Annotated in this window: 16 protein-coding genes; 13 read left to right on the top strand and 3 right to left on the bottom strand. The window is 58.6% G+C overall.

From position 1 onward, the window contains the following. Nucleotides 1-164 precede the first annotated feature (164 nt). Nucleotides 165-1,286, top strand: a complete 1,122-nt coding sequence (locus ACZ5ZS_RS03565) for an MFS transporter (RefSeq protein WP_188596999.1) — start codon at nucleotides 165-167, stop codon at nucleotides 1,284-1,286. A 162-nt stretch (nucleotides 1,287-1,448) separates the two neighbouring features. On the opposite strand, the gene ACZ5ZS_RS03560 is transcribed toward ACZ5ZS_RS03565, so the two are convergent. Then, nucleotides 1,449-2,384 carry a substrate-binding domain-containing protein gene (locus ACZ5ZS_RS03560; RefSeq protein ID WP_188596998.1) on the bottom strand — a complete coding sequence of 312 codons (936 nt, stop codon included), beginning with the start codon at nucleotides 2,382-2,384 and terminating at the stop codon, nucleotides 1,449-1,451. A gap of 90 nt (nucleotides 2,385-2,474) precedes the next feature. On the opposite strand from ACZ5ZS_RS03560, the gene ACZ5ZS_RS03555 reads away from it, so the two are divergent. From ACZ5ZS_RS03555 to ACZ5ZS_RS03510, 10 genes are all read left to right on the top strand, one after another. Beyond that, nucleotides 2,475-2,783 (top strand): twin-arginine translocase TatA/TatE family subunit, encoded by a 309-nt coding sequence (locus ACZ5ZS_RS03555; protein WP_188596997.1) that lies wholly within the window; start codon nucleotides 2,475-2,477, stop codon nucleotides 2,781-2,783. Next, on the top strand, nucleotides 2,783-3,580 hold the full coding sequence (gene tatC, locus ACZ5ZS_RS03550; RefSeq protein ID WP_188596996.1) for a twin-arginine translocase subunit TatC: 798 nt from the start codon (nucleotides 2,783-2,785) through the stop codon (nucleotides 3,578-3,580). The genes ACZ5ZS_RS03555 and tatC overlap by 1 nt, the downstream gene beginning before the upstream one ends. Before the next feature lie 23 nt (nucleotides 3,581-3,603). Next, on the top strand, nucleotides 3,604-3,792 hold the full coding sequence (locus ACZ5ZS_RS03545; RefSeq protein WP_188596995.1) for a 50S ribosomal protein L24e: 189 nt from the start codon (nucleotides 3,604-3,606) through the stop codon (nucleotides 3,790-3,792). Nucleotides 3,793-3,837: 45 nt separating this feature from the next. After that, entirely contained in the window at nucleotides 3,838-5,616 is a 1,779-nt protein-coding gene (gene infB / locus ACZ5ZS_RS03540; protein ID WP_188596994.1) for a translation initiation factor IF-2, read from the top strand. A 42-nt stretch (nucleotides 5,617-5,658) separates the two neighbouring features. Beyond that, nucleotides 5,659-6,090, top strand: coding sequence for a 30S ribosomal protein S6e (locus ACZ5ZS_RS03535; RefSeq protein WP_188596993.1), 432 nt, complete (start codon nucleotides 5,659-5,661; stop codon nucleotides 6,088-6,090). Between the two features lie 132 nt (nucleotides 6,091-6,222). Then, the gene (locus ACZ5ZS_RS03530; protein WP_188596992.1) at nucleotides 6,223-6,765 is read left to right on the top strand and encodes a hypothetical protein; all 543 of its coding nucleotides are present in this window, start codon (nucleotides 6,223-6,225) and stop codon (nucleotides 6,763-6,765) included. A gap of 43 nt (nucleotides 6,766-6,808) precedes the next feature. Continuing rightward, nucleotides 6,809-7,471, top strand: coding sequence for an endonuclease III domain-containing protein (locus ACZ5ZS_RS03525; protein WP_188596991.1), 663 nt, complete (start codon nucleotides 6,809-6,811; stop codon nucleotides 7,469-7,471). Between the two features lie 22 nt (nucleotides 7,472-7,493). After that, nucleotides 7,494-8,237, top strand: coding sequence for an exodeoxyribonuclease III (locus ACZ5ZS_RS03520; RefSeq protein ID WP_188596990.1), 744 nt, complete (start codon nucleotides 7,494-7,496; stop codon nucleotides 8,235-8,237). Then, nucleotides 8,238-9,221: a ketopantoate reductase family protein gene (locus tag ACZ5ZS_RS03515; protein WP_188596989.1), complete on the top strand. Its 984-nt coding sequence runs from the start codon at nucleotides 8,238-8,240 to the stop codon at nucleotides 9,219-9,221. 110 nt (nucleotides 9,222-9,331) lie between these two features. After that, a complete protein-coding gene (locus tag ACZ5ZS_RS03510; protein ID WP_188596988.1) occupies nucleotides 9,332-9,742 on the top strand; it encodes a helix-turn-helix domain-containing protein in 411 nt (136 codons plus the stop codon). Nucleotides 9,743-9,785: 43 nt separating this feature from the next. Here ACZ5ZS_RS03510 and ACZ5ZS_RS03505 read toward each other — a convergent pair whose 3' ends face one another. Then, nucleotides 9,786-9,977 carry a DUF1922 domain-containing protein gene (locus ACZ5ZS_RS03505; protein WP_188596987.1) on the bottom strand — a complete coding sequence of 64 codons (192 nt, stop codon included), beginning with the start codon at nucleotides 9,975-9,977 and terminating at the stop codon, nucleotides 9,786-9,788. Between the two features lie 74 nt (nucleotides 9,978-10,051). Here ACZ5ZS_RS03505 and ACZ5ZS_RS03500 point away from each other — a divergent pair, with 74 nt between their 5' ends. Both ACZ5ZS_RS03500 and ACZ5ZS_RS03495 read left to right on the top strand, forming a co-directional pair. Beyond that, nucleotides 10,052-10,834, top strand: coding sequence for a nicotinamide mononucleotide deamidase-related protein (locus ACZ5ZS_RS03500; protein WP_188596986.1), 783 nt, complete (start codon nucleotides 10,052-10,054; stop codon nucleotides 10,832-10,834). Next, nucleotides 10,831-11,535 carry a phosphorylase family protein gene (locus ACZ5ZS_RS03495; protein WP_188596985.1) on the top strand — a complete coding sequence of 235 codons (705 nt, stop codon included), beginning with the start codon at nucleotides 10,831-10,833 and terminating at the stop codon, nucleotides 11,533-11,535. The genes ACZ5ZS_RS03500 and ACZ5ZS_RS03495 overlap by 4 nt, the downstream gene beginning before the upstream one ends. A 121-nt stretch (nucleotides 11,536-11,656) precedes the next feature. Here ACZ5ZS_RS03495 and ACZ5ZS_RS03490 read toward each other — a convergent pair whose 3' ends face one another. Next, nucleotides 11,657-12,232, bottom strand: coding sequence for an Ntn hydrolase family protein (locus ACZ5ZS_RS03490; RefSeq protein ID WP_188597183.1), 576 nt, complete (start codon nucleotides 12,230-12,232; stop codon nucleotides 11,657-11,659). Nucleotide 12,233 lies beyond the last annotated feature (1 nt).

Raw genomic sequence — 12,233 nt, 5'->3', positions numbered from 1 at the left:
CTCCCACGGCAAGCGCACCCAAGGGTATTGGAAGAGACCCTTAGCAGCTGACCCCCACGTCCAGGCTCGCATTCAAGCCCCCATCAATAGCGGAGCCTCGCCTATGGTGTTTAATCGACTTATCTCCGGCATTAAATAAAAAGGATCTGTTGACGGCGGGGGCAGTGAGGAAGTGGTTAATCATAGTCCAGGGATTGGTTCCCATGCTCTTGGTGGGCACTTATCAATATAGCTGGAACATCTTCATGAAGCCCCTAGCCAACAGCTTTGGAGTCGGTCTCCCTCTCATCCAAACCGCCTACTCCCTATTCGTTCTATTCTCAACACTATCACAAGTGCTTGGGGGGTACGTGGCCGATGCGCGGGGGCCGGCGATCGTGGGAGCCACCGGCAGCGCATTGGCCGGCATCGGCATGATGACTGCGGGACTGACTAAGTCGATATACGCCTTCTACGCGCTTTGGTCCCTGGGAAGCACGGGGGTCGGCTTTGTGTATGCCGTCTCAATAAACCTAGGCGTCAAGTGGTTCGGCAAATCAAGGGGGCTCGCCACTGGTCTGATAAACATGGGCTTTGGGCTGGGCTCCACTTTCTTCAATCCATTCATATCCCCCCTGGCCAGCCGCGGGGATTACCTAGCGCCGATGATGATCATAGGCGGCGCGTTGTTGATCGTGTCTACCGCATTGATGGCCAGCAGCAAGTACCCGGCAGCGGATAAGAGGGGGAAGGGAAGCAATCCATTGCCTCCTGGCCCAAGCTTCTGGTTGATCTTCATATCATTCTCGCTGGCATCCATACCTCTCCAACTCTATTCATCGAGTCTGTCCGTGATGGGGGTGAGGTATGATTACTTCACCGTGACTGCTGCTGCCACGGTGCTGCCCCTGTTCAGCGGCATAGGGCGGCCCATAATGGGCTTCATATCGGATTCCTGGGGAAGGAGGAATGCCATACTTGCCGAAATATCGATGCTGGCTGTGGCTACTCCCCTTGTGTTGAGCGGCCTTCCAGTCCTATACATAGCGGCGGCCGGCTTGGTGGGATTCCTAGGCGGTGCAATGATGACGCTATACGCGTCGCTGATAGGGGATAGATATGGAACCTCATCATCGACTTTCCTATTCGGCATAATCTATAACGGGAAATTCGTGGCGGCCGTGCTGGCCAGCGTTTTATTTGCCTTCATGATTATCCGCTACGGATTGATGGATGCGGTCCTGCTGGAGGCGGGCTTAACGGCTATGTCGATACCGTTTTTCTTGGCCGCTAAGCCTGGTGAGTAAACTACCTGCCCTCACGGACAAGGCCCCGGCGAGCATGGATGAGACGAGTATGATCATTCCGAGCTCAAGCATGCAGAGACCTGGGGGGGGGCTTTTCCAATCGGGAAATCAGGAACCAGGCACTGCGGGCTTTCGGTGGCCCTCATATTAGGGAACCGGCAATCACACTATGTATCCCTTCATTCTGCTTATCATGCTCTTAGCTACGTCGGATTCCAGCAGGGACTCGAATTTCCTTATGGCCGGCCTATTGTTTCCCCTCAAGTACACGAAGTCGAAGTCCTCCACCGCTAACCTAATGAATTGTAGGCCGAGGAGTGAGGCAGCGTATTCTATTGCCACCCCCACATCGGCTTCTCCCCTGGCCACGGCCTTAGCCACCTCGACGTGGGTGCGCGCCACGGACGGGGGGCTGGCCACCTCGGCTGGATCCAGTCCATTATCTGCCAGGAATTTATCAATCAACATCCGAGTGCCAGAGCCGAGGTTCCTCATCTTCAACCTGAGCCTGCCCTCCCGCAACCCCTCCACTACTTGCTTAAGCGTTAATTCGCTTCTAATCACTAGGCCTATGCTCCTCCTATACCCCTTCACCAATCGCAGCTCCTTGGAGAGCCCCAACTCATCTATGGCCTCCTCATTACCTCCCATCAAATGAATGCCAGCCACGTCTACCTCCATCATCAATACCTTGGATAGACCATTAAGCGAGCCCACCCACTCGCTGGATGATGATAACTCCAGCAAGCCGAGCAAACGCGGCACCGCCTCATCATTGCTGCCCGACACGGCGAGGTCAGCGCCGCCTCCCATTATTGCCTCCAACTCCCTCAGCAGGGCAACGCCATCCCCCGTCAACCTGGCTCCCCCGCCGCCCTCCCCTCCCCTTTGCCTCTCCATCAATCTACGTCCCAGGAAGGACTCGGCCTTGCTTATCCACTCCCAAGCCGAGGCGTACGGCACTCCAACTCGCCTGGCGGCTGCATTTAAGGAGCCCAGCTCCATCACAGATTTAAGCAGGTAGGCGAACCTAGCGTCCACCCTCAACCCATTACCTATTATCAATTCATCCCTGCTCCGCCTAGATACTGCCGGCACTCGTTTAAGTAACCGTCTCTCAGATAAACTTGACGTTGCGGCCGGAGATCCCCGGTAAATATATATACTCCTCTTCACGCCTTTCGAAGCATGCCTGGAAGCGTGTGGGACTGGATAATCTTGATCGTGGTGGCGCTGGTGCTATTCGGGGGCGCTAGCAAGTTACCGGAGATATTCAGGTCCCTGGGAAGGGCCTTCGGGGAGTTCAGGAAGGGCCAGATAGAGGTTGAGAACGAGCTGAGGCAGATGCAGTCAAGCACCCCACAGACCCAGCCGCAGCAACAGAATCAACAGTCGCAACCAGATGAGAGGAAAAACGATGAGGAGAGCGTGGAGGAGCTGAAGAAGAAGATAGAGGAGCTGCAGAGGCAGGTCGAGGAGCTGAAGAAGGGTAAGTGATGTCCGGGGAGGAGCTGCTCTCCCACTTGGCTGAATTGACTAGGAGACTCAGGCGGGCATTGCTTGCAGTCGCGTTGGCATTTATCTTTTCCTTCGCCTTCGGCGTAAGAATGGTGAAGGTGGGCGGGGATCCATTGCTTCCCGTTCCCTACCCATCAATAGATCACAGCATCTCCACTATGCTGGTGAGCAGATTCGTGGAGTCCCTCCTCCCCAGCCAGGTTAAGTTGATATCGATAGGCGTGTTCGATCCGCTCTACGCCTCGATAGAGGTGTCGCTGCTGCTATCCGCCGCCGTCGCGCTGCCGGTCGTAATGTGGGAGCTGTGGGGATTCGTGGCGCCGGGCCTTTACCCGCACGAGAGGAAGGCCGTCAAGGCCGCAATAATTCCATCCATTGCCCTCTTCGCCGCGGGGGCGTTGTTCGCCTACGCCGTTATAGTTCCAACAATGTTGAAGTTCTTCCTTTTATTTGATGAATCCCTGGGAGTGGAGCCGACGCTCAGCATTAAATCCTTCATAGGCACAGTGGTCTCCTTCATGGCTGCCATGGGCATCGGCTTCCAGTTGCCGCTGGTGATGGCTGGCCTCACCAAGGTCGGGGCCGTGAGCGCGGAAGCGTGGAGAAGGAATTGGAGGTGGGGCGTGCTCGCGTCATTTGTATTTGCATTGATAGTGTCGCCTGGAGCCACGGGGGGGATAATAGAGACGACAATAGGCTTATCCCTCTCTGCGCTGTACGTGGTGGGCATCGCGGTGGCCAAGGCCGTGGAGCCTAGGAGGCGACAAAATTTATAAATCATGAAGGAGCGCCCAAAGCCATGAGGATATATAATTGCAGTTACTGCGGGAGACCGATCGCGCCGGGCACTGGCTTCATGTATGTTAGGAGCGATGGCACTGTCTCCAGGTTCTGCAGTAGGAAGTGCTTCGTCAGCGCCAGGATGGGGAGGAACCCCAGGAGGCTGGCCTGGATACGTAAGGCGCAGGGAGCCGGGCAGGGGGCGTAGTGGATTAGGGTAATGATTTTTAAATAGCTATATCCTCGACTCGATATGGTTGAGTACAGGGCACCCATAGTTGTAGTGGTGGGCCACGTAGATGTTGGGAAGACGCTGCTGCTGGATAAGATAAGGAACACTGCCGTGGCCTATAGGGAGCCCGGCATGATAACGCAGCACATAGGTCTCTCATACCTGCCCTGGCCCGCCATAGAGCGGTACGCGGCGAGCCTCCTGGCCAAGTTCAAGCTGAGCGGGAAGATATGGGTGAGGGGGTTCCTAATGGTTGACACGCCGGGCCACGCGGCGTTCTCCAACCTTAGGCGAAGGGGAGGATCCGTGGCCGACTTGGCTATACTGGTCATCGATGCATTGGAGGGAGTGGAGGAGCAAACCAAGGAGAGCCTCTTCCTGTTGAAGTCCAGGGGCATACCGTTCGTGGTGGCTGCGAATAAGGTAGACAAGATATACGGCTGGGAACCCCACCCCAACTTCGCCTTCATAGATTCATACGAGGCGCAGGACGAGGCGGTGCAGGGCCGCGTGGAGGAAATGATAGCCAGGATAGCGGGGGAGCTGGCGGAGCACGGCATAGAGGCGGATAGGTACGATAGGGTGGCGGATTACTCGAGGCAGGTGCCCATAGTGCCAACGAGCGCGGTGACCGGGGAGGGGGTGGCTGACCTACTCGTGGTGCTGGCGGGGCTCACGCAGAGACTGGTGAGGGATAGGCTCGCCGTGGGAAATGGGCCGGGGAGAGGCGTCATAATGGAGATAAAGGAGGAGAAGGGTTGGGGAACCACGGCGGACGCCATAATATACGACGGCTCCGTGAGGAGGGGGGATAGGATAGCTGCGTTGGGCTTGGATGGGCCCTTCAACACCACGGTCAGGCTGCTGGTCATGCCGAAGCCCCTGGATGAGATGAGGGACCCCGAGGATAAGTACGTGTTCGTGGACGAGGTCAAGGCCGCGGCGGGCGTCAGGGTGGTCGGCGACTCCCTGGAGCGAGCCGTGCCTGGGTCCCCCCTGATAGTGGTGAGGGATGAGGCGCAGCTGAGGAGCGCTATGAGCGAGCTGAGCGCGGAGGCGGCGGCCATCAGGATAGAGGTTGATAGGAGCGGGGTCGTTGCCAAGGCCGATACGCTGGGGACCTTGGAGAGCATGGTCATGTACTTGAGGGGCCAGAACATACCCGTCAGGAGGGCTGATATAGGGCCCGTGACCAGGCGAGATGTGATAGAGGCCTCCGTGGTGAGGAGGAGGGATCCCCTCTACGCCGTCGTCCTGGCGTTCAATGTGAAGGTTACCCCTGAGGCGGAGGTGGAGGCGCAGCAGCATGGGGTCAGGGTTTTCCAGAACAACATACTGTACAGATTAGTTGATGACTTCCTGAATTGGCACAGGGAGCAGAGGAACCGGTCTGTGGAGGAGGAGTTGGCTAAATTGGTGCGGCCAGGCAAGGTGAGGCTGATGCCTGGGTACGTGTTTAGGAGGAGCAACCCCATAATAGTCGGCGTCAAGGTGCTTGAGGGCCAGTTAAAGCCTGGGTATCGATTGAGGAGGGCGGATGATGGGAGGGTCATAGGCACCGTGATGCAGATACAGAATAATGGGAGGCCGGTTCAATTAGCCAGGAAGGGGGAGGAGGTGGCGGTATCCATTCAAGGCAATTCCATGGTGGGCAGGCATGTGAGGGAGGGGGATGACCTCTACGTTGACCTCCCGGAGGATCACTTGATTAAGTTGCTCACGGATTTCAGGGAGCACTTGGAGCCGGGCGAGGTGGACTTGATTCATGAGTACCAGGAGGCCAGGAAGCGGTGGGCCTGAGCCCGGGGCAAAATTTAAATAAGATGCTGAAATGACTCTTCGATGCCTACTTTCAAGTTAGTGATATCGGATCCCCTCAGCGGCAGGGCTAAGCAGGTGGAGGTGAAGGACAGGGAGGCAGAGCGATTGATCGGGGCCCGCATTGGGGACACCGTGGACGCCAAACTATTGGAGGGAGCCATTCAATTGCCAAGCGAGCTGAAGCTCAAGATAACGGGCGGAAGCGGGTTCGAGGGGGCGCCCATGCTGCCTCACCTACAGGGCCCGGCCAAGCGGTACCTCCTTCTCTCCGGCCCGCCGGGGTACAGGCCAAGCGAGGAGGGGGGCAGGAGGAGGAAATTGGTGCGCGGCAACACGGTTAGCGATCAAACCGTTCAAATCAACATGGTGCTGGTTTACCCCAGCGATTGGAAGGGAGAACCCGTAATTAAGGAGGAGCCCAAGAAGGAGGAGCAGGAGGCAGCGCAGCAGTAAGGAGCGGCCCGCCTTCAATCAATGCTTGGGGTTTGATCCTGGATGGCTGGGTCGGTTTTCACGCTTCACTACATGGTAATTGAGATTATATATTGCGTGATAATTTATTAAGTCGCGCCAAAGTCCTTGCCCGTGAATAGGTTTCGCTCAGCAACGTTGACTAGCTTGACGGCGGGCATCACAATAATGGCAGTCCTATCGCTCACCGCATTCGTGCCGCTTCAATCGCTGTTCTCCTGGCCCCTCGTATCGATCCTCTGGATCCTCTGGGGCCTTGGCATTGCCGCGTATAGATTGTTTGGGAGCTCCGGGCTGGAGTCATCAACGTATATCCGCAGATACACCCCGTACTCCCTGGCGTTGACTCTTGCATTCATAGTGTTCGGCATGATGCATGAATGGACGCTGATGGGGGCGACTCTGATGGCTGGGTACTCGTTCGAGTTGGTGGCGGGCTTCATACTTTACAACGACTTCAAGAGGATCAGCGGGCGATTCAACGCCATCCTCTTCCTGGTGGGCATAACGCTATTCATACTCGCCCTCCCACTCGCGTTGTTCAGGCTCCCGTGGCCGGCAGTGGCCGGGGTCTTGTTGAAGACCATAAGCATAGCCAAGGTAGTCGCCGGGTCAAGCGAGCCCCCCGCGCTGGAGGAGAGGGCTGCCGCCGCGTAGGCGGTGAGGAGGCGTTTTTAAATCGATTCAGTGCCCGGCAGCCGTGCTGAGCAGGGAGGCCGTGATTCAAGCCCTTAAGGGCGTGAGGCTGGATCCGGAGAGGTTCGTGGCTTGGAAGGTGTTGCTGGAGGGCGGTTCCATATTTGAGGCGCTCGTAGCGACGGTGCTCACCCAGAACACGAGCGACGCCAATGCCGGCAAGGCGCTTGAGGCGCTGAGGAGGCGGGTGGGCAACGTAACGCCCAGGGGAATCTTATCGCTGGGCGAGGAGGAGTTAGCATCAATAATACGGCCGGCCGGGATGCATAGGAGGAGGGCAAGGCAGTTGATGGAGTTGGCCAGGGCGGCGGCCGGCGTTGATTTGGAGGGGGTGAGGGGGATGGATGTTGGGGAGGCTAGGCGGTTTTTGATGTCTATGCCGGGGGTTGGGCCCAAGACGGCCGACGTGATATTGGTGAATCTCGGGAAGCCCGCGTTCCCGGTGGACACCCACATACTCAGGATAAGCAAGAGGCTGGGCTTGGCTTCCACGTATAATGAGGCGAGCAAGGCATGGATGGGGATATTCAGGAAGGACGAGTACTTGTGGGGCCACTTATCCCTAATAGAGTTTGGGAGGAACGTGTGTAGGGCCAGAAATCCAAAGTGCGGCGAGTGCGGGCTGCGGGATTACTGTGATTACTATAAGAGACGGGTAGCGTTTTAAGCCCTGGAGTCGACGCCTTGCCGTGATGCTGCTCTCTTGGAACGTGAATGGGCTGCGCGCGGCCCTCGGGCGGGGGGTGCTGGACCTGGTTAGGTCGGGCCGTTATGATATATTGATGTTCCAGGAAGTGAAGGCGGACTCCGTGCCGCTGGACCTGCAGATGTCGGGCTACGAGGCGTACATGGCTACATCCAGGAGGAGGGGCTACAGCGGCGTCTTAACGCTCACTCGGATTCACCCAGTAAACGTCATCAAGGGGCTTGGGGTGGAGGAGTTCGACAGCGAGGGGAGGCTCTTGGCGCTGGAGCTCGATGACTTGTACGTGATCAACGCGTACTTCCCCAACGCTGGGGAGGAGCTGGGGAGGCTGGACTTCAAGCTCCGCTTCGACGAGGCCTTCGAGCGATTCGTGCTGGGGCTGGGGAAGCCCGTCGTGGCGTGCGGGGACTTCAACGTGGCGCACGAGGAGAGGGATATAGCTAGGCCCAGGGAGAATAGGAATCACGCTGGCTTCACGGACGAGGAGAGGGCGTGGTTCACGCGATTCCTGTCGCTGGGCTTCATAGATACCTACAGGTTATTCGTGAAGGAGGGGGGCCACTACACGTGGTGGTCCTATAGGTTCCACGCCAGGGAGAAGAACATCGGGTGGAGGATAGATTACTGCGTGGCGTCGGAGTCGTTGAGGGGCAGGATAAGGGGGGCGGGGATTTTGGAGGACGTGAGGGGGTCGGATCACGCCCCCATAACCCTGGAGATCGCGTAGGTGTCTTTTAAAGCGGGGCCGTTCAAGCAATTCATGGCTAGGGTGGCGGTTATTGGATTGAACGCCGGCACGGCCTACCTCGCCTACCTGCTGGCGAGGGGCGGGCACAAGGTTACCCTCGTGGCCGGCGCCAGGGAGGCCCGGATCCTAGAGCTGGAGCCCCATCGTCGGCTGGGCCTGCTGGGGGATAATAGAGTGTTCACGCTGGACTTCCTGTCCACGTTGATGGAGGTGGAGGAGGGCGGGGACGCGGAGGTGAGGGGGGGCGATGTAGTGCTTGGCGGGAGGCGGCTTGGCTCGTTCGACGCCGTCTACACGGGGACGGAGGAGGAGTTGGTGGTAAGCGGGGCGGGGGATTCAGTGTCGTCCAGCGACCCCTTCCTCGCGCTCTCGCAGTGCATGGCCATGCGGGCGGCCGGGGTGGATGCGGGGGTGGCGGTTGACTTGGATGAGTGGGTGATCAGCCGCAGCGGGTGTGAGAGGCGGGGGGAGGCGGGGCTTAGGGTGGAGGTGAGGGCTAGGAGGGCGGCGAATGGGGGGGTATTCATAGGCGTTGGGAGGAGGTTCGTGGACGTCGGCGGGACGGAGACCGTGGTGAGGAGGAGCATGCATGAAGTGTTGATCGGAATAGGGGAGGCGGGGAAGATGCTGGGGATGGGAGATCAAAGGCCGGTGGGGTTCGATTATGCCTGGGCGGGGGGCTCCGGGATATACGTGATAGGATCCAAGCCTGCCTCCCTGGGCGGAATGTCTGCCAGGCGAATCCACGCCTCGTTTAGGGACGCCGACGTGGAGGCGAGGGCATTGTTGCTTGGAGGGAGGCCGGTGCACGTAGTGGTTGCTTCAAGGGGCGGTGGCTTCACGCTGCGGGACGCCGTCGACTTGTATAGGTGGGTGGGCGGCGATTCGCTTGGTTTCCTGTTTGACGTGGGGCATTATCAATCCATGGGTAGGTTGAGGGGGGTTTTCTCCTTTATCCTCTAGCCAACGTTGTGGCTGTTCGATATTCGAATGCCGCTCACGTGCGCGCGGGTTGGGTTCGTATGCAAAACGTTTATAAAAGAGGACTGTGACTCTGTTGTTGGTGGTAATTGGTGGTGTCACTTGTCTCAATAAAGGAGAAGGAGGCTGACGAATTGGTGGAGAGGTTCGGAGAGGAGGATCTGCTTAAGTGCATATTCGGCCTCTCGTCCACCGAAATAGAGATATACAACACGCTGAGCAAGGGGGATACGATGACTGTGGCTGAGGTGGCCAACGCCGTGGGCAAGTCGAGGAGCACCGTGGAGCGCTCCCTCATAAAGTTCGTACAGCTCGGGCTGGCCAATAGGAGGCCGGTGCTCGCCAGAAACGGCGGCTATACCTACGTTTACTCCGTGAAGTCGCCCGAGCAGATCAGAAGCAGATTAACCGAGCTGGTCGATGCCTTCCACGAGCGCGCTAAGGCGATAGCGGAGTCCTTCCACGCAATAGCCAAAAGGCAGGAGCCAAAGCCCAGGAATTAAGCGAGCGTTTCTAGTCAATGCTAGTCCATCTCTATAATCCATTCTATTTAGCGGAGCCCTCCAGTAGTTTCCTAATGATGGATTGAGCCTCCCTCCCGGAGGGAGCCCTCTCCACCAGCGTGGCCTCCGCTATTTGGAACGTTGCCCCGCAGTATGGACAGGAATGGGAGCGTGACCTGGCCCTGGCCGCGGATGGCCTGCCGCACCTGGGGCAGAGCAGGACCAAGTACTCCATGGCTATAAGTCCATGAGGTCCATTATAAACCTCGCGCGTATATATTTATATGAGGGAGGGGGTTGTGGAAATCGATGAGGGCATGGATATTATCCATCGGCAATGAGCTCCTCATCGGTAGAACCGTGAATACCAACGCTGCCTGGCTGGCCAGGAAGCTGACGCTGCTTGGGTACGATGTTAGGAGGGAGGTAACGGTGCCCGACGAGGAGGACGAGGAGGCAGAGGCGTTCCGGGACGCCGTGAGGCGAGGAGTGGAGCTTGTGGTGTCCACTGGGGGCCTGGGCCCCACCTTTGACGATAAGACCAGCGAGTCCCTTGCCAAGGCATTGGGGCGGCAGTATGATTTAAACGACGCAGCGCTGGAGCTCGTGAAGCGTAGGTTCGCCGCCGCTGGGCTGGAGCTCACGCAGCCCAGGTTGAAGCAAGCCATGATGCCCCGGGGAGCGGAGCCCATCCCCAACCCGGTGGGCACGGCGCCGGGCATTTGGGTGAGGGAGGGAAGCTCAATCATAATAGCCATGCCTGGGGTCCCGGCGGAGATGCAGGGAATGTTCGAGCAATACGTTGAGCCCAGGCTCAGGGAGGTCGGGCCTAGGCTGAGCTTCGCCGAGGAGAGCTTCACGGTGAGGGGCGTGCCGGAGGCTGATGCGGCCCCAATAATAGAGAGGGGGATGAGGATGGGGAGGAGGGTGTACGTTAAGAGCCACCCCAAGGGACATGAGGTGGGGGCGCCCTACCTGGAGATACACGTGTACGCCAGCGCCGAGAGCGAGGGCGAGGCGAGGGAGGAGGTTGCCAGGGTGGCTGGTTACTTGAGGGAGGAGTTGAGGAAGGCTGGGGGCGAGGTAGAGTGAGCCCGGTGCACTTGAAGGCCAGGAAGGGCGAGGTGGCGAGCAATGCAGTGCTGGCGGGGGACCCCGGCAGGATAAGGCTACTATCTAGGCTACTCACCAATCCCAGGACGGTTAATACAAATAGGGGATTCCTCGTGGTGACCGGCGAGCGAGGCGGGGTGGAGATCACCCTGGCGTCCCACGGGATAGGGGGGCCGTCCGCCGCCATAGTGCTGGAGGAATTAATAAGGCTGGGCGCCTCCAACATAGTTAGGCTAGGCACTGCTGGAGGCGTGACTGCCAACCCGGGCGAGTACCTGGTGGCCAGGGGCGCGGCCTACCTGCCTGGGGGCCTGTACGAGCAGTACCTGGGCCGATTATCATACCCCGCCGCCGCCGACCCATCCCTCCACCTTGCATTGATCGATGAGGTGAAGAAGCGGGGACTGCCCGCCAGGGAGGGTGTTGTGTACAGCAGCGATGCGTTCTACGCGGAGAATAGGCTGGACGCGTCGAGCTTGGCGGGGCTTGGCGTGGCTGGCGTCGAGATGGAGTGCGGCGCCATCCTGGTGATAGCATCAATAAGGGGCGCCAGGGCTGGGTGCGTGCTAATGATAAGCAATAAGCTGGGCGGCGCATTTCTTCCAACCCGCGCCATAGGTGACATGGCATTGAAGGCAGGGGATGCAGTGATGGCTGCATTGTCGAGACTAGGCCGTTGATGCCCCGCCCCCTCGCTTGCCTTCCGCCTGGGTTTCCCAGGGAGGCGGTCTTCCTCCCGCTATGAGCGGGGTCGGTCAATGCGTTTTGAAAGTGATTTCGGGTTTGCTGGGATTTCGTGAGTTAGAGGTATTTCGACGTATCGATTTCCTTGAAGCCCTCCTTCGGGGTTATAGTTATCACGTCCACGCCCTCGCCGCTGGCCGGATCGTGCATCATGGCCGCCCGCACCGCCCGTATGCCCAGCTTAATGGCGTCCTCCAGGCTCATTCCATCCCTATATCCATCCTCAAGCACGCCGAACGCCGTGGGGGACCCGCTGCCCGTGGAGGCGAACCTCCTCTCCTCAGTCACGGAGCCGTACCAGTCAATGGTGTACAGGACGGGGCCTTCCTGCTCGGTGACGCCGCCAAGTATCATGTGGGCTATGAATATGTAGGGCCTGCTGGAGAACATGGCTACTGAGGCGTAATTGGCGAGGGTCTTCACGGGAACCGGTAGGCCCGTGCGTATCTTGTAATCCATGGCTTGAAGCGTCAAGGCCTCGAGTATCTTCTGGACGTCGGCGACTCCCCCGCTCATCGTGGCCGCCACGTGATCGTCTATGCGCCATATCTTCCTCCCCCTCCTGTGAGCTATGTAGTACCCAGCCGTAACCCTCCTGTCCGTGGCGAGCACCACGGCGTCGCGAGCCACCATT

The sequence above is a fragment of the Thermocladium modestius genome (assembly GCF_055398215.1).
Note: the sequence above shows the minus strand (reverse complement) of the source record. Positions and strands in the feature narration are given on the sequence as shown.